The organism is Streptomyces sp. M41 (assembly GCF_043673425.1).
Classification (GTDB): Bacteria; Actinomycetota; Actinomycetes; order Streptomycetales; family Streptomycetaceae; genus Streptomyces.
Genome location: NZ_JBIMKE010000028.1, coordinates 14,157 through 33,594, shown reverse-complemented (window position 1 = coordinate 33,594; position 19,438 = coordinate 14,157). Strand labels below are relative to the sequence as shown.

Genomic DNA, 19,438 nt, shown 5'->3' with positions numbered 1-19,438 from the left:
TTTCCCTTGTCGTCTTCCCCCATGAGGTTTCGCATGTCCCCGCGCTTCTCTTTCCGTTCGTCCCGCACGTCGTCGTTCCGCACCCGTGCTGCTGTCCTGGCCGCCGGCCTGGGCGCCTCGGTCGTGCTGGGCGCCGGAGGCGCGGTCGCCGCCGAGATGAACTCCGCCACCGGCGTCTCCACCGCCGTACAGGCGCAGACCGCCGCGGCCAAGAAGGCAGCCGCCAAGAAGGCCGCCGCCTCCTGGGTCAGCCCGGTGAAGAAGTACACGAAGACCGCCAGCTTCGCGCAGAACGGCGCCCGCTGGCAGTCCACCCACAGCGGTCAGGACTTCGCCGTCCCGAGCGGCACCCAGGTCGTGGCCGCGCACGGCGGCACCGTCGTCAAGGCCGGCGGCAACGGCGCCGGTGACGGTCCCGCGTACGGCAACGCCATCGTCATCAAGCACGGCAACGGCACGTTCTCCCAGTACGCCCACCTGTCGCGCATCGACGTGAAGGCCGGCCAGGTCGTCAAGACCGGCCAGAACATAGCCAAGTCCGGCAACACCGGTAACTCCAGCGGTCCGCACCTGCACTTCGAGATCCGTACGACCGCCAGCTACGGCTCCGCCGTCGACCCGGTGGCCTTCCTGCGGGCCAAGGGCCTGAAGGTCTGAGCCCTCGAAGACCGAAACCTCGAAGACCGAGCCTTCGAAGACCGAGTCCTCGAAGACCGAGTCCTCGAAGACTGAGCCGTCGAATAGTCAGGCGCCCTTGTGCGCCTGGGTGATCAGGTCCGTGGCGACCTCGAGAACAGCCTTGCGCTTGTCCTCGGGGTCGCCTTCGAGGTCCTTCAGCACGAACATCCCGGCGTGCATCGTGAACAGGGCACTGACGCAGCGGACCTGGTCGACGAGGTCGGCGTCCGGGTCGACCACGATGTCCCGCATGCCGAGCATGCGATTCCTGAACATCTCGCCGATGCTCAGCTCGCGGACCGTCGCCTGGTTCTCCTGCATGAACCGGAACAGCGGTGCCGCGTCGTGCAGGGCCTGGCCGTAGCGCCGTACGATCTCCTGCTTCGTCTCGAGGGACTGCGGCTGCTGCCGGCCCCACTCGATGAGCTCCTCGATCGGCTGCGTCAGGTCCTCGAAGAGGCTGACGATGATCTCTTCCTTGGTCTTGAAGTGGTAGTACAGGGCCGCTTTCGTGACCTCCAGGCGCTCGGCGATCTCGCGCAGGGAGGTCTTCTCGTAGCCCTGCTCCGCGAAGAGTTCGAGGGCCACGTCCTGGATGCGCTGGCGGGTGTTCCCGCGGCGCCGCTGCTTGGTGCCGTCCATGGTGTCACCCATCCTCGTCGCTCCCCGGCTTTCCGGAAAACTTACTTGACGCCCGGCTAGTTAACCGCCTACCTTCCCCGAGTGTAGTGAACTAGCCGGGCGGCAAGTAAGTAGCCGGGGGAGTGGGAAGCATGGCGGACACCAGGACAGCCGGCACATCGCGGGCCGAGCAGAGCGGACAGCAACCCAGAAGCGTCAGGGTCGTCCTGCTCGCACTCATGATCACCATGATGCTGGCGATGCTCGACAACATGATCGTGGGCACCGCGATGCCGACGATCGTGGGCGAGCTGGGCGGACTGGCGCATCTGTCATGGGTCGTGACGTCGTACACCCTGGCGACCGCGGCCTCCACCCCGCTGTGGGGCAAGCTCGGTGACATGTACGGGCGCAAGGGCGTCTTCATGTCGTCGATCGTGCTCTTCCTGATCGGCTCCGCGCTGAGCGGCATGGCCCAGGACATGGGGCAGCTGATCGCGTTCCGGGCCGTGCAGGGGCTGGGCGCCGGCGGTCTGATGGTCGGCGTCATGGCGATCATCGGCGATCTGATCCCGCCCCGGGAGCGGGGCAAGTACCAGGGCATGATGGCCGGCGTCATGGCGCTGGCGATGATCGGCGGGCCACTGGTCGGCGGCACCATCACCGACCACTGGGGCTGGCGCTGGGCCTTCTACATCAACCTGCCGCTGGGTGTCGTGGCCCTCGCCGCGATCAGTGCCGTCCTGCAACTGCCGAAGAAGCGCGCACAGGCGCGGATCGACTATCTCGGCGCCGCGCTGCTGACCGTAGGCATCACCGCGATCGTGCTGGTCACCACATGGGGCGGCACGGAGTACGCCTGGACGTCCGCGCGCATCATGGAGTTGATCGGCATCGGCGTGGCCGCGCTGGTCGGGTTCGTGTTCTGGCAGGCCAGGGCCGCCGAGCCGATCCTGCCGCTGCACATCTTCCGCAGCCGCAACTTCACCCTGATGTCCCTCATCGGCTTCATCACCGGCTTCGTGATGTTCGGCGCGACGCTCTTCCTGCCGCTGTACCAGCAGTCCGTGCAGGGCGCGTCCGCGACCAACTCAGGGCTGCTGCTCCTGCCGATGCTCGGCGCGATGCTCGTCACATCGATGGTGGCGGGGCGCGTGACCACGAACACCGGGCGCTACAAGCTGTTCCCGATCGTCGGCACCGTGCTGATGGCCGTCGGCCTGTATCTGCTGTCGCTGATGGACACGGACACCAGCCCCTTCACCTCCGGTGTGTACATGGCCGTCGTCGGCCTCGGCATGGGCTGCCTGATGCAGATCACCATGCTGGTGGCCCAGAACAGCGTCGAGATGAAAGACATGGGCGTCGCGTCCTCCTCCACCACCCTCTTCCGCACCCTCGGCTCCTCGTTCGGCGTCGCGGTCATGGGCGCCCTCTTCAACAACCGGGTGCAGGACGTCATGGCCGAGCGGGCCGGGGCGCTGGGCTCGAAGATCACCGAGCAGTCGGCGCAGCTGGACGCGAAGGGCCTGGAGAAGCTGCCGGAGCTGGCCCGCGAGGCGTACCAGCACGCGGTGTCGGCCGGCACGCACTCGGCGTTCCTGCTCGGGGCCGTGATCGCGGTCCTGTCGCTGGTGGCGGCCGTCTTCGTGAAGGAGGTCCCGCTGAAGGGTGCGGGACCCGACGCGGGGCCGAACGACGACGCCCCGGCTCCGACGCCGGTGGCCGAGGCCGTCTGACGCCGTGACCCCGCACTGAGCCCTGCCCGAACAGAAGCCCCCGGCGCTGTCCACACCGGGGGCTTCGCCGTACGCCGCTGTCCGCGTGGGGGCTTCGCCGTGCGCCATTGTCAGTGCCGCGTGCCACCATCGGCAGCATGGACAGGACGCGGCTGTTGCGGCTGGCGAAGGACGCCATGGACCGTGACTGGGCCGACCCCGAGCTCGACCTGGAGGCGGTGGCCGCCCATGCCGGGTACTCACGCCATCACTTCATCCGGGTCTTCAAGGAGGCGTACGGCGAGACCCCCGGCCAGTATCTGACCCACCGCCGCATCGAGCGCGCCGAGGAGCTCCTGCGCAGCGCCGATCTGTCCGTGACCGAGATCTGCCATCTGGTCGGCTTCAGCAGCCTCGGCACCTTCTCCGCCCGCTTCAAGGCACGCACCGGCCTGACACCGAGCGAGTACCGGGGCAAGCACGTCGGCCGCGGGGCAGCCCTCATCCCCGGCTGCTACGCGATGCTCTGGGCCGGCGGCTTCCCCACCGCAACTTTGAAGAAGCGCGCCGAGCCCGGCCCTGCCTACGGTGGCGAGCAGGAACCGACACCCTCCGACGGGAGAGCAGAGCCATGATCAAGGGCCTGGGCATCACCACCGTATGGACCTTCGACCAGCAGCGCACGAAGGCCTTCTTCACCGAGAAGCTCGACTTCGAGGTCCGCGACGACCTCTCCATGGGAGACATGCGCTGGGTCACCGTCGGCGCCAAGGACCAGCCCGACGTGGAGCTGGCCCTGATGAGCCTGGACGGCCCCGGCCTCGACCCGGAGTCGTCGGAGGCGCTGAAGACGCTGGTCGGCAAGGGGGTCATCGGGGCGGGCGCGCTGCGCACGGACGACTGCCGGGGGGACTACGAGACCTTCAAGGCGCGCGGCGTGGAGTTCATCCAGGAGCCGCAGGAGCGGCCGTACGGCATCGAGGCGATCTTCCGCGACGACAACGGCAACTGGTACTCACTGACCGAGCGCAGCGAGGAGCTGGACTTCTCCAAGCCGTTCTAGCCGTTCCAGCCGGTCCAGCCGTTCCAGCTGTCCTAACTGGTCCGGCAGGTCTGGCCGTTCACGGCAGCATCGGGTGGCTCCCCGTGTTCGTCGGTGCGTGTTCCGGGAGCCAGAGCACGGCCACCGCGCCCTCCGCCGGCACATGGTCCGGGGCGCCCGCCGGGCGGATGTTGCGGAAGGTCAGCCGCGCGCCGAGGACCCGGGCCTGGCCTGCCGCGATCGTCAGGCCGAGGCCATGGCCGTAGCCCGCGCGGTCGCTGCTGCCGGTGCGGAAGCGGCTGGGGCCCTCCGCGAGCAGGTCCTCCGGAAAGCCGGGACCGTGGTCGCGGACCCGGATGACCCGGCCCTCGACCGTGACCTCGATGGGCGGCCGACCGTGCCTGGCAGCGTTCGCCAGCAGGTTGAACAGCACCCGCTCCAGGCGCCGCGGGTCCGTCGTCACCTCCGACTCATGGACGACCCGCACCTCGATCGCGGGGTCCTTCGCCGCGACCCGTCGGCCGACGAACTCGCCCAGCATGATGTCCTGAAGCTCGGCCCGCTCCGAGGCGCTGTCCAGGCGGGCCACCTCCAGGACGTCCTCGACGAGGGTGCGCATGGCCTTCGCCCGGTCCAGCACCAGCTCCGTGGGCCGGCCGGGCGGCAGCAGCTCGGCCGCCGTCAGCAGCCCGGTCACCGGTGTGCGCAGCTCGTGCGCGATGTCCGCGGTGACCCGGCGCTCCGCCTCCAGCCGCTGCTGAAGCGCGTCCGCCATGGCGTCCACCGCGCTCGCGAGGTCGTCGGTCTCGTCCCGTACGACACCCCCGATGGCGTCCCGCACTCGGACGTCCGGCTCCCCGCTCGCGACCTGGTTGGCCGCCGCCGCTGCCTTGCGCAGCCGCCGCGACAGCTGTCCGCCGATGAGCACGCCGAGCGCGCTGCCGCCGAGGACGACCGAGATCGAGCCGATGACCATGGCCTGGTCGAGGCGCTTGAGGATCTGTTCGCTGCGGTCGGTCCAGCCGGTGCGCAGCGACAGGACATGGCCGTTGTTGAGCGGTACGGCCGCCCAGATGTCGGGGGCGCCACTCGGTGTCTCGGTCACATACGTCGCCCGCCGCCCCTCCGCGACCTTCACCCGCAGTTCCGCGGGCAGTTCGGGGTCGTCGATCGTGGCGTTGGGGAAGTTCAGCCGCTTGGACTGCTCGAAGCTGCGCTGGGCGATCTGGACGCGCTCGTCCGCGAGGTCGCGCGCGCCGTCCAGCATCGAGACCCGGGCCTGGTTGTGCACGACCAGGCTCAGCACGATCGCCACGAGGGCGCCGACCAGCGCGATCGCCGCACTCAGCTTCCACCTCAGGCCCGTACGAATGGCCACCCGGCTGTTCGCGCCCCTCACCGCCCTGCCCATGCGATCGCGCGTGCGGCTGCCTGTGCGGCTGCCCGTGCGCCCGCTCGCCCCGAGGCCCGCACGCTCGCTGACCCGATCACCCGCGATGCTCGCCGGCTCGGTGATCCCGGCACCCGCCGCGCCGGACGGTGCCGGACGTCTGAACATCCCCCGCATGGCCGCCCCGCTCAGGCCTTCAACTTGTAGCCGAAGCCACGGACCGTCTCGATGCGGTCCTGGCCGATCTTCTGCCGCAGCCGCTGCACATGGACGTCGACGACCCGGGTGTCCCCGCCCCAGCCGTAGTCCCACACGCGCTCCAGCAGCTTGTCCCGCGACAGTACGGTGCCCGGCGCCGAGGAGAACTCCAGCAGCAGCCGCATCTCGGTCGGCGTGAGCGCGACGGGCGCACCGCCCCGGCGCACCTCCATGCCCTCGGTGTCGACCTCCAGGTCGCCGAAGGACAGCGGGCCCCCGGTGGCCGCGGTCTGCGCCTCCTCCGTCCGGTCACCGCCGCTCGCGTGCCCGAACCGGCGCAGCACCGCCCGGATCCGCGCGACCAGCACGGCGCCGTCGAACGGCTTGGTGACGTAGTCGTCCGCCCCCGCCTCCAGGCCCAGCACCACGTCGATGGAGTCCGCGCGCGCCGACAGCATGATCACCGGCACGGTCGACTCGTCGCGGATACGGCGGCACAGGCTGACCCCGTCCAGCCCCGGCACCATCACGTCCAGCAAGGCGATGTCGGGCCGGTCCGTCCGGAACGCCTGAAGACCCGACAGCCCGTCGGGCATGGCGGTGACCGCGAAGCCGTCCCGCTCCAGGGCGAGCTGGGTGGCTTCGCGGATGACGTCGTCGTCCTCGACGAACAGGACGTGGGTCTGGTCTGCCATCCCGGTGCTCTCAGTCCTCGTGTTGCCGTGTGCCTGCGTGGGTTGCGTCGTGCCCGTCCACTTCAGGGACGTGTGAATCGCGCGCTGCGTTCACTGCCGCCGCCGGCGCCCCTCAGCCGTCCGGCGAGGCCGACTCGTCCCCGCCGCCGAGAGTGCCGTAGTCGGTGCGCGTGCGGTACTTCGCGACGAAGCGGGTGGACGCCCACTCGTATGAGACCACGTTCTCGCTGGACGGGTTCGACAGCGCGTCGTCCTTGGCGTACACCTGCTTGGTCACGACCAGATAGCCGCGGTCGATCTCCGCGTAGACCGGCGGTTCCTCGGCCTTGAACACATTGCGGTACGCGCCGCTCTGCTCGCGGTACACGTACGAGGCCACGCTCACCGCGTCGCCGCAGGACAGGACGTTGACCACGATGTCATCCGCAGGCCCGCCCGTCAGATCGCCGTACGAGACGTCGACGGGGTACTCGTCGGACACACAGGGCTGCAGATCCCGCTTGACCTGAGTCGAGACCTCGGGGTCCGTCTTGACCAGACGTACGGCCTCCTTGGTGTCCGGGACGGGCGTGGGGGTGACCGACGCCGCGGGCGCGGGGGCGAAGGGGGACGAGGCGGCCGAGCCGCCCACCGCGTCGGCGTGCGCCGGTCCCTCGTCGCGTGCGCCGGTGCCGCCGGTGCCGCATCCGGAGACGAAAAGGGCGAGGGCGACGACCACAGCCATCGCCGTGAACGCCGCCTGGATGGGCCCCCGGACGGATGCCGCGCTTGGTGGGTACGGGTCGAACTCGTCGGCGCCCGCGTCACCGCCGCCGGCCGCCGTGTGCGAGCCCGGAATCCCGCCCCTGTGCCTGCCGCTGTGCCTGTCCGTGCCGCTGTCACCGCTGTTCGTGTGCCCGGTGCCGCCCGCCGTCGTGCCTAGGCCGCGCAACGCTCCCGCTCCTCACGCTCCAGCGCGCGTGCGTCCAGATCGCGGGACTCCAGCTCCTCGCGGAGCCGGGCGAGCGCCCGGTGCAGCGTGCTCTTGACGGTTCCGGCCGACATGCCGAGGGCGGCGGCCGTCTCCTCCGTGGACATCTGCTCCCAGTGTCGCAGCACCACGACGCTGCGTTGCTTCGGAGCCAGCACCTTCATGATGTCCATCAGCAGGGCGCGGTCGGCGTGCTGCTCGGTGGCGTCGTCGACGGAGGCGTCCGGGAGCTGCTCGGTGGGCACTTCCTCCAGCTTGCGGGCCCGCCACCACTCGGTGCGGGTGTTGATCATCACCCGGCGCAGGTAGGCGTCCGCGAGCCGCTTGTCGGCGATACCGTCCCAGCGGTGGTACGTCCGCACCAGCGCCGTCTGGAGGAGGTCCTGGGCGTCCACCGGGTCCGGGACCAGTCGGCGGGCGCTGCGCAGCAGCGCGTCCTGCCGGGTGCGGACGTACTCCTCGAACTCGAGCACCTCTCCCTGCGCCATGTTGACCGCCTCCCGATTCCCCGTTGCCGGCCGGCTCGTTCGCCGTCGGTTCCACTGCCTGTGCTTCGAAGTCGTCCCCGCCTGTCGGGTACGGAAATGAAGCTACGGAGGCGTTGTCACGGGGCTGTCCGAAGCAGCCTGCGGCTAGCGCTCGGCTGTCCGTCGGTTGTGTAACGGAAGAAGGAAAGGGACAAATCGCCCGAGTGATTGGTCTGTGTACGGGGCGATTTGACCCGGTGGCGGCTGTGTGGCGGCTGTGGGCTCCGTGTTGCAGAGGCTCCAGAGCTGTGATGTGACCGAGCGTCAGGTCAGCGGCAGCCGGTACATCCCGCCCGGCAGCGGCTCCACCAGTCCGTCCGCGACCAGACCGTCCAGGGCACGGGCGCGCTGCACCGGCTCGTGCCACACCCGGTCGAGGGCCGCCTGCGGCACGGGCGCGTGGGCCTCGCGGAGCACGGCGAGCAGCTTGCCGCGCACCTGACGGTCGGTCCCGGCGTACGTCTGGCCGCGGCGCGGCGGCCCGTCGTGCTCCGGCTTCCCGGCCAGCTGCCAGGCGCACCGCGCCACGATCGGGCAGCGGTGGCAGGACTCGTTCTTCGCGGTGCACACCAGCGCGCCGAGCTCCATCGAGGCCGCCGCCCAGCGCGCCGCGGTGCGCTCGTCGTCGGGGAGCAGGGTGCGGGCGAGCTTGCGCTCGGCGGCCGTGGTGGCGTTCGGCGGGTACTGGACACCGGTGACGGCACGGGCCAGGACCCGGCGGACATTGGTGTCCAGCACGGGGTGCCGCTGACCGTAGGCGAAGGAGGCGACCGCGGCGGCCGTGTACTCGCCGATGCCGGGCAGCGCCAGGAGCTGGGCGTGGTCGGTCGGTACGTCCCCGCCGTGCCGTTCCGCTATGGCGACGGCGGCGCCGTGCAGCCGCAGCGCGCGGCGCGGGTAGCCGAGCCGGCCCCAGGCGCGGACGGCTTCGCCGGGGGCGTCCTTGGCCAGGTCGGCGGGACGGGGCCAGCGGGACAGCCACTGTTCGTAGACGGGCAGGACACGGTTCACGGGCGTCTGCTGGAGCATGAACTCGCTGACCATCACCCCCCAGGGACCGGCTTCGGGGCGCCGCCAGGGGAGGTCGCGGGCGTTCTCGTCGAACCAGTCGATGACCGTTTCCTGCAGCGGCCCGGCATGGGTGCCGTCGGAGCCGACGCCGGTGGTGCCGGTGGCGCCGTCGGTGTCGACGTGGGCTGAGTGGCTGTGCGGGGGCTTCGTTGGCGCAGTCATGGCTATCCGATCCTGCCATGCGGGGGGCGGTCGGGTGGGTAGGTGCGGGCGCCGGTGCGTTGTGGGCGCCGATCGCGGCGGGTCGCCTTGGCCGGGAGGCTGGTCGACGGGCGTGCCGTACCTGACGATCGACAGCAGCGGTGTGCCGGCGAACGCTTGTAGCGTCGGGCGGATGGAACGTCCTCGCATCCGGCGGGCCTGCCTCCTGTGGGCCGTCCTCGCGCTGCCCGCCGTCACGGCCGACCGGCTCGGGATGAACGAGCCTCGTGCCATGTGGCAGCAGGTCGCCGGGGCGGCCGTGCTCGCCGCCGCGGTGGCCGTGGCCCGGCGGGGGCCGTTGACCGCGTTCGCCCTGACGGCCGGACTGAGCCTGGCCGCCGCCCCCGCACTGTTCACCGTCTCCTACGGCCCGGCGCTCGGCGTCTTCGCGCTGCTGCTCGGCCTGCGCGCGCAACGGGCGCGCCCGGCGGCCGTCACGTTCGGCGCCGTCGGCTGTGTCGGTACGGCACGGATCGCGCTCTTCGGAGTCGATCCGGCGCCGGAATGGGTGGTGCTGACGGGCACGGTCCTCTTCGGCTGCGTCTTCCCCTGGCTCGGTGGCCGCTACTGGCGGCAGAGCCGCCGGCTCGCCGAGGCCGGCTGGACGCGGGCCGCGCGACTGGAGGGCGAGCGGCACCTCGGCGAGGAACGTGCCCGGCTGCGCGAGCGGGCCAGGATCGCACAGGACATGCACGACTCCCTGGGGCACGAGCTGAGCCTGATCGCCCTGCGCGCGGGCGCCCTCCAGATGGCCCCCGACCTCCCCGGCCACCACCGGGAGGCCGCCGCCGCCCTGCGTGCGGCTGCCGCCGACGCCACCGAACGGCTCCAGCGCATCATCGGCGTCCTGCGCGAGGAGGACGAGCCGCTCTCGCTGACCCCGCCGGGCGAGAGTGTGGAGCAACTCGTGGCACGGGCCGCCGAGTCGGGGTTGCCGGTGCGCTGGGAGCCGGGCGTGGACACCGCGGCGGTGCGGTGGCCGGGCGGCGAGATCGCCGAACGGGTCCTGTACCGGGTGGTCCGCGAGGCCCTGACCAACGCGGCCCGACACGCGCCGGGCGCCGAGGTCACGGTGGCGGCGTCCAGGGTCGACGGGGCGGCGGGGGTCACGGTCACGAGCGGGCGGGGTACGGGGGGCACGGTCACCGACGTGCCGGCCGCAGAGGACACGGTCACGGAAGGGCGACGCTCGGAGTCCGGGGTGGAGACGGCAGGGGTGACGGCAGCGGGGGTGGCAGCCGTGGGCGGGGGCGCGGGCTGGGGCGCTGCGTCTGCCGCAGCGGTCGCGGGATCCACATCGGTGTCCAAGTCCGCACCGGCCCCTGCGTCGGCACCGGCCCCTGCGTCGGCACCGGGCCCTGCGTCGGCACCTTCCTCTGCGTCCGCACCGGCCCCTGCGTCCCTGGCCCCTGCGTCCGCCCCCATTTCCTTCGCCCCGGCCTCGGACTTCGCTCCGGCCGCGAATTGCGCACCGGCCTCCGGCGGAACCGGGCTTCGGTCCCTGCGGGCCGCCGTCACCGCGGTCGGTGGGGGCTTCGAGGCCGGGCCGTGCGGGGAAGGGTTCCGGGTCCGGGCCCATGTGCCTGAGCAGGCCACCACCATGGCGGTGCGGCCCGCCCCCGCGCCCTACGCCCCCTTCACCCGCGCCCGCCGCCGGGTGGCCCGCGCCTTCGTACTGGCCGCCTGTGCCGGCGGCGTGCTCGTCGGGGGAGGATTCGCCTGGTACGCGTACACCGAGACCCACTCGGTGCTGCCACCCGCGGCATACGACGAGCTGCGGCTCGGGGACACGGTGGGGGAGATCGCGCACCTGCTGCCGGACCGCACCGTGCGTGACGCGCCCGTGGAGCGCGCGCCCGTCCCGCCCCCGGCGGGGAGTGACTGCCGCTACTACCGGGCGGGCGGTGAACTCCTCGTCTCCGTCGATCACTTCAGGCTCTGCTTCGACGACGAGGGGCGGCTGGTCGCCAAGGACGTGATCCCCGGAGCCGGTCGGTCTCAGCAACCCCACCGAGATAAGGAGTTCGTGTCGTGATCCGCGTTCTGCTGGCCGACGACGAGGCGATGGTGCGGGCCGGTGTGCGGGCCATCCTGGCGAGCGACGGTGACACCGAGGTCGTCGCCGAGGCCGGCGACGGGCGCGAGGCGGTCGAGCTGGCCCGCGCGCACCGGCCGGACGTGGCCGTGCTGGACATCCGCATGCCCCGCCTGGACGGACTCGCCGCGGCCGAGGAGATCGTACGGACCCTCCCCGGCACGGCGGTGGCGATGCTCACCACCTTCTCCGAACAGGCGTACGTGGCCCGCGCGCTCGGCGGTGGCGCCACCGGCTTCCTGCTGAAGTCCGGCGACCCCTATGAACTGATCGCGGGCGTACGGGCGGTGGCGGGAGGCGCGGCCTTCCTGTCCCCGAAGGTGGCCCGGTACGTCATCGACGGACTGGGCGGCAGCGACGGGCGACTCGGCCGCGAGGCCGCCGCACGCGCGCGCGTGGCCGAACTCAGCCCGCGTGAGCGCGAGGTGCTCGGGCTGGTCGGCGCAGGTCTGTCCAACCCGGAGATCGCCGCCCGACTGCACCTCGTCGAGGGCACGGTGAAGGCCTATGTGAGCGCGGTGCTCGACCGGTTGGCGGTGCGCAATCGTGTGCAGGCGGCGATCGTCGCCTACGAGGCGGGGCTGGTGAAGTAGCCGCGCGCTCCGGCGCCCGTTCAGCCCCGGTACGGCGGCCGGGGCTCGCCCCGCCCGGTCAGCCACCTAGCGAACCCCGGTGCCGAAGCCGTACGCATCGCCTCCGTCAGCCGGACCGCCGGGCCGGTGGCCAGTCGTACGACCAGTGGCGCGGCCAGCGCGCCGAGGACGAGGCCGGCGACGACGTCGTGCGGGTAGTGGACGCCGACGAAGACGCGGGAGAAGGCCATGAGGAGCGCCAGCGGGGCCGTCAGCCAGAGCAGTGCGCGCGCGGTCAGGGCCAGGGTGACGGCTGCCGCTCCCGCGATGGTGGCGTGGTTGCTGGGGAAGGACCAGTCGCCGGGTGGCGGGCAGCTGCTCAGTGCGGTCGCTCCCGGCACGGCCCGGCACGGACGCTCCTGCGTGACAGCCGACTTGAGGAGTTCACTGCACAGATACGCCATGGCCGTGGCCAGAGGTGCAAGGGCCGCTATCGCGAATGCGCGGGGCGTGCGCCGTCTGGCGCGCCACCAGGTGGTGATGAACAGCGCGCCGAACAGCAGCAGTCCGGCCTCCGTCCATGTCTCAGCGGTGTGCTGTACCCACGTTGGGGTGCGATGGGCGTGGTCGGTGATGGCGCGGTAGAGCTCGTCGTCCTCGAAGTGCATGGTCACGGACCGTAGGCGGCGGGCCGATACCGTCACATCCTGCGATCGAAAGGTGCCGCACCTGACGGAAGACAGGGGTGCCGCGGTCGCTGACGGACTGTTTCCGGGATGATGATCCGGAAAAGTTGTGGCTCATGGCGGCGGGTGGAGCCTGCTGACGCGCTGATCTCTCGTACAGTTTGCGCCGTGGGATCTCTGCGCAATCCGGTCGGGCCGCTTCCCTCCTCCATCTACTGGCGACGGAGGGCCGTACTGCTGTCCGTGGTCGCCCTGTTGGCGTTGCTCGCCACCTGGGTGCTCGCATCGGGCGGCGGTGGTGGCAAGAACGGCGCCGACGGATCCGACGGCAAGAATCCCGCACCCTCGACCATCACCCCCGGCCCGTCCGGCTCGGGGCCGGCGATCAGTCAGGCGCCGGGCGGACGGGACGAGTCGACCGCCGGCGGGGACTCCGGCGGCTCGGGTGACGGCTCCGGCGACAGTGGTGGGACCGGGGATTCGGGCGGGTCGGACGGCGAGGGCAGCGGCTCCGCGGGCGGCGGCTCCGGCGGCGATGTCGGAGCGGGCGACACGCTCGCGGCCGATTCTTCTCTGCCCAACTGCATCTCCGGCCAGGTAAAGTTGACGGTGAAGAGCCGGCACAACGCGTACGAGCCCGGCCGGACCCCCGCCCTGCTGCTGACCGCGGCGAACTCCTCCGCCTACGACTGCAAGATCGATCTCGGCCCGAGGAACGCGGTGGTGACGGTCACTCAGGCGGGCGCCGAGGACGACTTCTGGTCCTCAGCCGACTGCCCCGACGGCTCCGGCAGCCTGGTCTACCGGGTGCCCGCCAAGTCCAGCATCACCTACACGGTGAAGTGGGACCGCAGCGCGAGCGCCCCGCAGTGCGGGACACAGTCCGCGGGGTCGGCCGCGGCCGGGACGTACCTGGTGGAGGCGAAGGCACCGGGGTTCGCGACGGCGCAGACGTCGTTCGTGCTGGAGAACGACTAGGGCCCTTCTGATGGCTCTTGGACGGTGACGCGGAGCCAGATGACGATTGCGGTGATGGTCAGCGTGCCGGTCCGGGCCCGGAACAGCACCCCGTTGATCACCCTGCGGTGATCCGCCCATTGCCCACCCGGTTTGCCGTTCCCGGGGAGGAGAGGCTCAATCTTCTGCCACTGCGCGTCCGTGAGTTCGTGTCGCCGCACCATACCGGCGTCCTGCCCGGCCAACCACGAGATCCCCCCAGCCGACCAAGAGCCATCAGAAAGGGCCTAGCCGCGGTACGGCGCCGACCGGGGGCGCTGCGCCGCGGCGCCCCTACGACCAGCCGCTACGGCTCAGCTCCTCGCGCTGCATCGCCGCTGCGCCAGGTGCGTCGCCGCGCCGCTGGATGGGCGCGGTCGCCGGGGCCGGGGGGCGGGGCTGCCGTGGCCGCCGGCCGACGGCTCAGACGTACCGCTCCAGGATCGAGCTCTCCGCCAGCCGCGACAGCCCCTCGCGCACACTGCGCGCCCGGGCCTCGCCGACGCCGTCCACCGTCTGGAGGTCGTCGACGCTGGCGGCGAGCAGCTTCTGGAGGCCGCCGAAGTGCTCCACCAGGCGGTCGATGATCGCGCCGGGCAGCCTCGGCACCTTGGCGAGGAGGCGGAAGCCCCGCGGGGAGACCGCCGAGTCCAGTGCCTCCGGGGAGCCGGTGTAGCCCAACGCCCGGGCCACCGTGGGCAGTTCCAGGAGTTCGGCGTGGGTGAGCGCGTCCAGCTCGTAGAGCGCCTCGTCGACCGTGCGGGAGCGCTTGGCCGTCGGCTCGGGGACGTAGTCGCGCACCACGAGCTCACGCTCGGGCTCGACGCCGGCGATCAACTCGTCCAGCTGGAGCGCCAGCAGACGGCCGTCGGTGCCGAGCTCCACCACGTACTCGGCGATCTCGGTCGCGATACGCCGGACCATCTCCAGGCGCTGGGCGACCGCCGAGACGTCCCGGACCGTCACCAGGTCCTCGATCTCCAGTGCCGACAGCGTGCCCGCGACCTCGTCGAGACGGAGCTTGTAGCGCTCCAGGGTCGCCAGGGCCTGGTTGGCTCGGGAGAGGATCGCCGCGGAGTCCTCCAGGACACGGCGCTGGCCGTCGACGTACAGCGCGATCAGCCGCATCGACTGGGAGACCGAGACGACCGGGAAGCCGACCTGCTTGCTGACCCGGTCCGCGGTGCGGTGCCGGGTGCCGGTCTCCTCCGTGGGGATCGTCGGGTCCGGGACCAGCTGGACGCCGGCGCGCAGGATCTTGGACATGTCGGACGAGAGCACGATGCCGCCGTCGAGCTTGCACAGCTCACGCAGCCGGGTCGCCGTGAACTCGACATCCAGGACGAACCCGCCCGTGCACATCACCTCGACGGTCTTGTCGGAGCCGAGCACGATGAGTCCGCCGGTGTTGCCGCGGAGGATCCGCTCCAAGCCGTCGCGCAGTGCCGTGCCGGGTGCCACGGCGCTCAGTGAGGCGCGCATCAGGCCATCGGCACCGGAGCTCCCACCGGACTTTCCGGGAGCTGCTGCCCGGTCGTTGGCTGCCACTGCACTCCTCCGGTCGCAGGTTCTGGGGCGCTCCCGTTTCGCACACTCTGTTCGTACGGACGGGCGAGACCTGGGCAAAGTCTACCGGCGGTCCTCCTCGTCCCGTGGGGCCTCTCGGCGACGCGAGCGCGGAAGGACTCGGAGGGCGTCTGTCATGTCGGCCACTTCCAGCACCTTCATGCCCGCAGGGATCTTGCCCGGGTCGCCCGGTACGAGGGCGTGCGTGAAGCCCAGCCGGTGCGCCTCGGCCAGCCTGCGCTGTACGCCGGTGACCCGTCTGACCTCGCCCGCGAGGCCCACCTCGCCGATCGCGACCAGGTTCTTGGGGAGAGGTGTGTCACTTGCGGCGGAGGCCAGCGCGAGCGCGACCGCGAGGTCGGCCGCGGGCTCGGAGAGCTTCACTCCGCCGACCGTCGCGGAATAGATGTCCCGCTTGCCGAGCGCGCTGATCCGGCCCCGCTGCTCCAGCACGGCCAGCATCATCGAGACGCGCGAGGTCTCCAGACCGGAGGTCGTGCGACGCGGGGAGGGAATCTGTGAGTCGACCGTCAGCGCCTGCACCTCGGCGACCAAGGGGCGGCGGCCCTCCAGGGTGACCGTCAGGCAAGTGCCGGGGACCGGTTCGTCACGACGGGTCAGGAAAAGTCCGCTCGGGTCCGCAAGGCCCGTGATGCCCTCGTCGTGCAGTTCGAAGCAGCCGACCTCGTCGGTCGCGCCGTAGCGGTTCTTGACGCCTCGTACGAGACGCAGGCGGGCGTGCCGGTCGCCCTCGAAGTGCAGCACCACGTCCACCAGGTGCTCCAGGAGGCGGGGCCCCGCGATGGCGCCGTCCTTGGTGACGTGGCCCACGAGCAGCGTGGACATGCCGCGATCCTTGGACGCCCGGATGAGAGCGCCGGCCACCTCCCGGACCTGCGCCATGCCGCCGGGCGCCCCGTCGATCTCCGGGGAGGCCACGGTCTGCACGGAGTCGAGGATGAGCAGGGACGGCTTCACCGCGTCCAAGTGGCCGAGGACGGCGGACAGATCGGTCTCGGCCGCGAGGTAGAGATGGTCGTCGAGGGCGCCGATGCGGTCGGCGCGCAGCCGCACCTGGCTCGCCGACTCCTCACCGGTGACATAGAGCGTGCGGTGCTCGTCGCTCGCCGACTTGGCGGCCACGTCCAGCAGCAGCGTGGACTTGCCGACGCCGGGCTCGCCCGCGAGCAGGACGACGGCGCCGGGCACCAGCCCGCCGCCGAGCACCCGGTCCAGCTCGGGCACACCGGTGGACCGCGCGGTCGCCTGCCGTCCGTCGACCTCCCCGATCGGCAGCGCGGAACTCGTCACCCGCCCCGGGGCCGTCGTACGGACCGCGGGCGCGCCGTACTCCTCGACCGTCCCCCACGCCTGGCACTCGGGGCAGCGGCCGAGCCACTTGGCCGTCTGCCAGCCGCACTCCGTGCAGCGGTAGGACGGGCGGTCCTTGGTGGACTTGGTACGGGCAGCCATGCGAAGAACCGTAGCCGAGGGCACTGACAACGCCGTACGGCTGCGCGGACAGGGTCGCTCCGGGGTGCCGCCCACCTGCCTCGACGGGAGTGTCCGCCGCCCTGTTCGTCATGCACAAGCCAGGGAATCCGACGTTCCTGTCCCCTATTGAGGGATCGTTTCACCCGTATGGATTAAAAGAGCTCAAGCAGGGAGAAGGCGCCACTCCACGCCCCCTACGGTCCACCAATGATGAGCAGGAGCCCGGAGACCTCGACCCGCACCACCGGCGCCCACCGGGCGCACCGGGAGGCGCGTGATCGTGCCGCGGCGCACACCGTCGCGCAGCGACCGCCCGCGCGCTACGAGCCGTATCTGGACGGGCTGTTCACCTACTGTCTGTCCGTGCTGTGCGACCACGACGGCGCGACCGCCGCCCTCGGCGACGCCCTCGCGCTCGCCGAGCGGCGCGGGCAGCGGGGACCGGAGACGGCCGCGGACCGGCGCCCCTGGCTGTACGCGCTGGCCCGCTGGGCGTGCCTGCGCAAGCTGGCCGAGGCCAAGCAGAAACGTCAGAGCAGCCATGCGGCGGGCCGGCACGGCACCCATCGGCAGCCGGCGGCGAAGGCTGGTCCGGCCGTCTCCGAGGAAGTCCAGGAGCAGCGGCGCCGCGAACTCGCCCTGCTCGCCTGGCCGGAGGCCGCCGGCACCACCCCGGAGCAGCGCGAGGCCCTCGAACTCGCCGTACGCCACCATCTCGCCGCCCACGAGGTCGCCGCCGTCCTCGGCACGGACCTGGCCGCGACCCGCGAACTGCTCGCCTCCGCCGCATGCGAGGTCGAGCGCACCCGCGCGGCGCTCGCCGTCGTCGAGACCGGCGTCTGTCCGGGCGTCCTCCGGCTCACCGGCGACAACCAGTTCGTCCTCAGCACGGCCCTGCGCCGCGAGCTCGTCCGGCATGTCGACGACTGCCCCCGCTGCCGCCGCACCGCCGAGCGCGCGATCCCCGGCCGCTGGCCCGGCGCGAGCGTCGCCCCCGCCGAGTTGCCCGTCCTTCAGGCACCCCGCGCGGCCGTGCACATGGCCCTGGCGCACCACTCGCGCGCGCGGGGCGCCGCCGTACCGCGCTTCGACCGGCGTGGCTTCCCGATGGACCCCAAGGATCGTGCCGCCCGCAGGGACCGGCTACGCGCGCGTGCCGTCACCACGACCGTCGTCGCCACCGTCGTCGCCGCCCCGGTGCTCGCCCTGTGGGCTGCCTACCGGGGCACCCAGACCGGCGAGGCCGACGGGCACTCGGCGAGCGCGAGCGAGGCGCACGGCCCCGGCAGCCTCGACGGCGAGTCGGCGGACGGCGGCTACGAGAACGCCGGCAACGCGAGCCCCCGCCAGGGGGACCGTTTCGGCAGCCGCGGCGAGGCGGATGTCTCGGTGGAGGTCGTCAGCGTCAGCGGCGCGGGCACGAAGGGCGCCGGGCAGCTGGAGGTGTCCGCGAGCAGCAGCGGCGACACCACGCTCGTCACCCTGACGGCCACGGGACGCGCGCCGGTGCGCTGGTCGGCGACCACCGGTGCGCACTGGCTCTACCTCAGCCAGTCGTCGGGAACGCTCGCGCCCGGCGAGACGTTGACGATCAAGGTGCATGTCGACCAGCTGCGCGAGCCGTCCGGATATTGGAGCGCACGGGTGGCGATCTCACCCGCCGGTGCCGTCGTCACCATCGAGGGCTACGGCACCGCCCCCAGCCCGTCCGCCCCGGGTCACGGCTCGGATCCGCACCCCACCGATCCCACCGGCCCCACACATCCCGGCGAACCCACCGACCCAGGGACACCCACCGACCCGCCGCCGTCCTCCTCCGGGCCCGACCCGACGCCGACGACCCCGGCGCCGTCCGAGCCCACCCCCGGCGACCCGCCGCCCTCCTCGTCCGATCCGTCCCCGTCGGACGGCGACCCGTCACCATCCGGCTCGTCCGGCTCGTCCGGCCCGGCGGACTCGGCACCGCCGCACAGCGGGAGCGACGCACCGAGCCCGGCGGCCCCGTAGAAGGACCGCCGTGACGGCCGCCGCGCCCGGTCTACTCGACGGGATCCGCCGGATGCGGTGCCAGCAGCGGCAGCTGCGACGCCAGCCGCTCCTCGCACAGCTCGACCAGGCGGTCGTAGCCCGCCTTGCCCATCAGCTCGATCAGCTCGGGCCGGTAGGACACGTACACCGGATCTCCGGCGCCGTGCGCCGAGGTCGCCGAGGTGCACCACCAGTGCAGGTCGTGGCCGCCCGGGCCCCAGCCGCGGCGGTCGTACTCACCGATCGAGATCTGAAGCACCCGGGTGTCGTCGGGACGGTCGATCCAGTCGTACGTCCGCCGGACCGGCAGCTGCCAGCAGACGTCCGGCTTGGTCTCCAGCGGCTCCCGGCCCTCCTTCAGGGCGAGGATGTGCAGCGAGCAGCCCGCGCCGCCCGGGAAACCGGGGCGGTTCTGGAAGATGCACGAGCCGTTGAACGGGCGGGTCTGACGGTCGCCGTCCTCGTCCTCCGAGACCCAGCCGTGCGCCATGCCCTCGTCATGGTGCTGCCAGATGTCCGGCGTGAGTCTCGCCACATGCTCGGCCACGCGCTTCTCGTCGTCCTCGTCCGAGAAATGCGCGCCCAGCGTGCAACAGCCGTCGGCCGCGCGACCCGCCTGGATGCCCTGGCAGCCGCTGCCGAAGATGCAGTTCCAACGGGAGGTCAGCCATGTCAGATCACAGCGGAACACCTGCTCGTCGTCCGCCGGATCAGGGAACTCCACCCACGCCCGCGCGAAGTCGAGTCCCTTCTCGTCGGGTGCCGCGGAGCCGCTCTTCGACTTCTTCGGCTTGGTCGCCGCCTTCGCCTGCGAAGAACCCTCGGGCAATTTGGCCGCCTTGTCGTTCTTCGCCTTTTTCGTCTTTGGCACGGGTCCAGGGTACGGCGTC

Annotated in this window: 18 protein-coding genes and 1 pseudogene; 8 read left to right on the top strand and 11 right to left on the bottom strand. The window is 71.8% G+C overall.

Features of this window, described 5'->3' with window-relative positions; translation table 11 throughout:
• Nucleotides 1–33 precede the first annotated feature (33 nt).
• Nucleotides 34–657 (top strand): M23 family metallopeptidase, encoded by a 624-nt coding sequence (locus tag ACHBTE_RS28005; RefSeq protein ID WP_394727006.1) that lies wholly within the window; start codon nucleotides 34–36, stop codon nucleotides 655–657.
• Between the two features lie 87 nt (nucleotides 658–744).
• Here ACHBTE_RS28005 and ACHBTE_RS28000 read toward each other — a convergent pair whose 3' ends face one another.
• Nucleotides 745–1,332 (bottom strand): TetR/AcrR family transcriptional regulator, encoded by a 588-nt coding sequence (locus ACHBTE_RS28000; protein ID WP_394727005.1) that lies wholly within the window; start codon nucleotides 1,330–1,332, stop codon nucleotides 745–747.
• Between the two features lie 119 nt (nucleotides 1,333–1,451).
• Between ACHBTE_RS28000 and ACHBTE_RS27995 the strand changes: the two genes are divergently transcribed.
• The 3 genes from ACHBTE_RS27995 to ACHBTE_RS27985 all read left to right on the top strand — a co-directional run bounded on the left by ACHBTE_RS27995 (nucleotide 1,452) and on the right by ACHBTE_RS27985 (nucleotide 4,080).
• Nucleotides 1,452–3,038 (top strand): MDR family MFS transporter, encoded by a 1,587-nt coding sequence (locus ACHBTE_RS27995; RefSeq protein ID WP_394727004.1) that lies wholly within the window; start codon nucleotides 1,452–1,454, stop codon nucleotides 3,036–3,038.
• A 137-nt stretch (nucleotides 3,039–3,175) separates the two neighbouring features.
• Nucleotides 3,176–3,652 carry a helix-turn-helix transcriptional regulator gene (locus ACHBTE_RS27990; protein ID WP_394727003.1) on the top strand — a complete coding sequence of 159 codons (477 nt, stop codon included), beginning with the start codon at nucleotides 3,176–3,178 and terminating at the stop codon, nucleotides 3,650–3,652.
• Entirely contained in the window at nucleotides 3,649–4,080 is a 432-nt protein-coding gene (locus ACHBTE_RS27985; RefSeq protein WP_394727002.1) for a VOC family protein, read from the top strand. Before ACHBTE_RS27990 ends, ACHBTE_RS27985 begins: the two co-directional genes overlap by 4 nt.
• 58 nt (nucleotides 4,081–4,138) lie before the next feature.
• Here the strand turns inward: ACHBTE_RS27985 and cseC are convergent, their stop codons facing one another.
• The 5 genes from cseC to ACHBTE_RS27960 all read right to left on the bottom strand — a co-directional run bounded on the left by cseC (nucleotide 4,139) and on the right by ACHBTE_RS27960 (nucleotide 9,072).
• Complete coding sequence (cseC, locus tag ACHBTE_RS27980; RefSeq protein WP_394727001.1) at nucleotides 4,139–5,626, bottom strand: two-component system sensor histidine kinase CseC; 1,488 nt, start codon at nucleotides 5,624–5,626, stop codon at nucleotides 4,139–4,141.
• A gap of 11 nt (nucleotides 5,627–5,637) precedes the next feature.
• On the bottom strand, nucleotides 5,638–6,342 hold the full coding sequence (gene cseB / locus ACHBTE_RS27975; RefSeq protein ID WP_394727000.1) for a two-component system response regulator CseB: 705 nt from the start codon (nucleotides 6,340–6,342) through the stop codon (nucleotides 5,638–5,640).
• Nucleotides 6,343–6,454: 112 nt separating this feature from the next.
• On the bottom strand, nucleotides 6,455–7,066 hold the full coding sequence (locus ACHBTE_RS27970) for a hypothetical protein (RefSeq protein ID WP_394727100.1): 612 nt from the start codon (nucleotides 7,064–7,066) through the stop codon (nucleotides 6,455–6,457).
• 194 nt (nucleotides 7,067–7,260) lie between these two features.
• A complete protein-coding gene (locus tag ACHBTE_RS27965; RefSeq protein WP_019756474.1) occupies nucleotides 7,261–7,800 on the bottom strand; it encodes a SigE family RNA polymerase sigma factor in 540 nt (179 codons plus the stop codon).
• A 303-nt stretch (nucleotides 7,801–8,103) separates the two neighbouring features.
• Nucleotides 8,104–9,072 (bottom strand): A/G-specific adenine glycosylase, encoded by a 969-nt coding sequence (locus ACHBTE_RS27960; protein ID WP_394726999.1) that lies wholly within the window; start codon nucleotides 9,070–9,072, stop codon nucleotides 8,104–8,106.
• Nucleotides 9,073–9,244: 172 nt separating this feature from the next.
• On the opposite strand from ACHBTE_RS27960, the gene ACHBTE_RS27955 reads away from it, so the two are divergent.
• Together ACHBTE_RS27955 and ACHBTE_RS27950 are read left to right on the top strand one after the other, a co-directional pair.
• Nucleotides 9,245–11,146, top strand: coding sequence for a histidine kinase (locus ACHBTE_RS27955; protein ID WP_394726997.1), 1,902 nt, complete (start codon nucleotides 9,245–9,247; stop codon nucleotides 11,144–11,146).
• Complete coding sequence (locus ACHBTE_RS27950) at nucleotides 11,143–11,799, top strand: response regulator (protein ID WP_394726996.1); 657 nt, start codon at nucleotides 11,143–11,145, stop codon at nucleotides 11,797–11,799. Before ACHBTE_RS27955 ends, ACHBTE_RS27950 begins: the two co-directional genes overlap by 4 nt.
• 20 nt (nucleotides 11,800–11,819) lie before the next feature.
• Here the strand turns inward: ACHBTE_RS27950 and ACHBTE_RS27945 are convergent, their stop codons facing one another.
• Entirely contained in the window at nucleotides 11,820–12,446 is a 627-nt protein-coding gene (locus ACHBTE_RS27945; RefSeq protein ID WP_394726994.1) for a phosphatase PAP2 family protein, read from the bottom strand.
• 186 nt (nucleotides 12,447–12,632) lie between these two features.
• On the opposite strand from ACHBTE_RS27945, the gene ACHBTE_RS27940 reads away from it, so the two are divergent.
• Nucleotides 12,633–13,442, top strand: coding sequence for a hypothetical protein (locus tag ACHBTE_RS27940; protein ID WP_394726992.1), 810 nt, complete (start codon nucleotides 12,633–12,635; stop codon nucleotides 13,440–13,442).
• Nucleotides 13,443–13,507: 65 nt separating this feature from the next.
• Here the strand turns inward: ACHBTE_RS27940 and ACHBTE_RS27935 are convergent.
• The 3 genes and pseudogenes from ACHBTE_RS27935 to radA form a co-directional block, all read right to left on the bottom strand.
• Nucleotides 13,508–13,645 (bottom strand): annotated as a pseudogene (locus tag ACHBTE_RS27935) (transposase); the annotation flags it as partial.
• A 238-nt stretch (nucleotides 13,646–13,883) separates the two neighbouring features.
• Nucleotides 13,884–15,008, bottom strand: a complete 1,125-nt coding sequence (gene disA, locus ACHBTE_RS27930; protein ID WP_394726990.1) for a DNA integrity scanning diadenylate cyclase DisA — start codon at nucleotides 15,006–15,008, stop codon at nucleotides 13,884–13,886.
• Nucleotides 15,009–15,089: 81 nt separating this feature from the next.
• The gene (radA, locus tag ACHBTE_RS27925) at nucleotides 15,090–16,499 is read right to left on the bottom strand and encodes a DNA repair protein RadA (protein WP_394726988.1); all 1,410 of its coding nucleotides are present in this window, start codon (nucleotides 16,497–16,499) and stop codon (nucleotides 15,090–15,092) included.
• A 228-nt stretch (nucleotides 16,500–16,727) separates the two neighbouring features.
• Here radA and ACHBTE_RS27920 point away from each other — a divergent pair, with 228 nt between their 5' ends.
• Entirely contained in the window at nucleotides 16,728–18,527 is a 1,800-nt protein-coding gene (locus ACHBTE_RS27920) for a hypothetical protein (RefSeq protein ID WP_394726987.1), read from the top strand.
• A 31-nt stretch (nucleotides 18,528–18,558) separates the two neighbouring features.
• On the opposite strand, the gene ACHBTE_RS27915 is transcribed toward ACHBTE_RS27920, so the two are convergent.
• Nucleotides 18,559–19,419 (bottom strand): hypothetical protein, encoded by an 861-nt coding sequence (locus ACHBTE_RS27915; RefSeq protein ID WP_394726985.1) that lies wholly within the window; start codon nucleotides 19,417–19,419, stop codon nucleotides 18,559–18,561.
• Nucleotides 19,420–19,438: the final 19 nt, after the last annotated feature.

What these genes read in the sequence shown, in the direction of transcription:
- ACHBTE_RS28005 (WP_394727006.1), top strand. Translation starts at nt 34, where the DNA reads ATGTCCCCGCGCTTCTCTTTCCGTTCGTCCCGCACGTCGTCGTTCCGC.
- ACHBTE_RS28000 (WP_394727005.1), bottom strand. Translation starts at nt 1,332, where the DNA reads ATGGGTGACACCATGGACGGCACCAAGCAGCGGCGCCGCGGGAACACC.
- ACHBTE_RS27995 (WP_394727004.1), top strand. Translation starts at nt 1,452, where the DNA reads ATGGCGGACACCAGGACAGCCGGCACATCGCGGGCCGAGCAGAGCGGA.
- ACHBTE_RS27990 (WP_394727003.1), top strand. Translation starts at nt 3,176, where the DNA reads ATGGACAGGACGCGGCTGTTGCGGCTGGCGAAGGACGCCATGGACCGT.
- ACHBTE_RS27985 (WP_394727002.1), top strand. Translation starts at nt 3,649, where the DNA reads ATGATCAAGGGCCTGGGCATCACCACCGTATGGACCTTCGACCAGCAG.
- cseC (WP_394727001.1), bottom strand. Translation starts at nt 5,626, where the DNA reads ATGCGGGGGATGTTCAGACGTCCGGCACCGTCCGGCGCGGCGGGTGCC.
- cseB (WP_394727000.1), bottom strand. Translation starts at nt 6,342, where the DNA reads ATGGCAGACCAGACCCACGTCCTGTTCGTCGAGGACGACGACGTCATC.
- ACHBTE_RS27970 (WP_394727100.1), bottom strand. Translation starts at nt 7,066, where the DNA reads ATGGCTGTGGTCGTCGCCCTCGCCCTTTTCGTCTCCGGATGCGGCACC.
- ACHBTE_RS27965 (WP_019756474.1), bottom strand. Translation starts at nt 7,800, where the DNA reads ATGGCGCAGGGAGAGGTGCTCGAGTTCGAGGAGTACGTCCGCACCCGG.
- ACHBTE_RS27960 (WP_394726999.1), bottom strand. Translation starts at nt 9,072, where the DNA reads ATGACTGCGCCAACGAAGCCCCCGCACAGCCACTCAGCCCACGTCGAC.
- ACHBTE_RS27955 (WP_394726997.1), top strand. Translation starts at nt 9,245, where the DNA reads ATGGAACGTCCTCGCATCCGGCGGGCCTGCCTCCTGTGGGCCGTCCTC.
- ACHBTE_RS27945 (WP_394726994.1), bottom strand. Translation starts at nt 12,446, where the DNA reads ATGCACTTCGAGGACGACGAGCTCTACCGCGCCATCACCGACCACGCC.
- radA (WP_394726988.1), bottom strand. Translation starts at nt 16,499, where the DNA reads ATGGCTGCCCGTACCAAGTCCACCAAGGACCGCCCGTCCTACCGCTGC.
- ACHBTE_RS27920 (WP_394726987.1), top strand. Translation starts at nt 16,728, where the DNA reads ATGATGAGCAGGAGCCCGGAGACCTCGACCCGCACCACCGGCGCCCAC.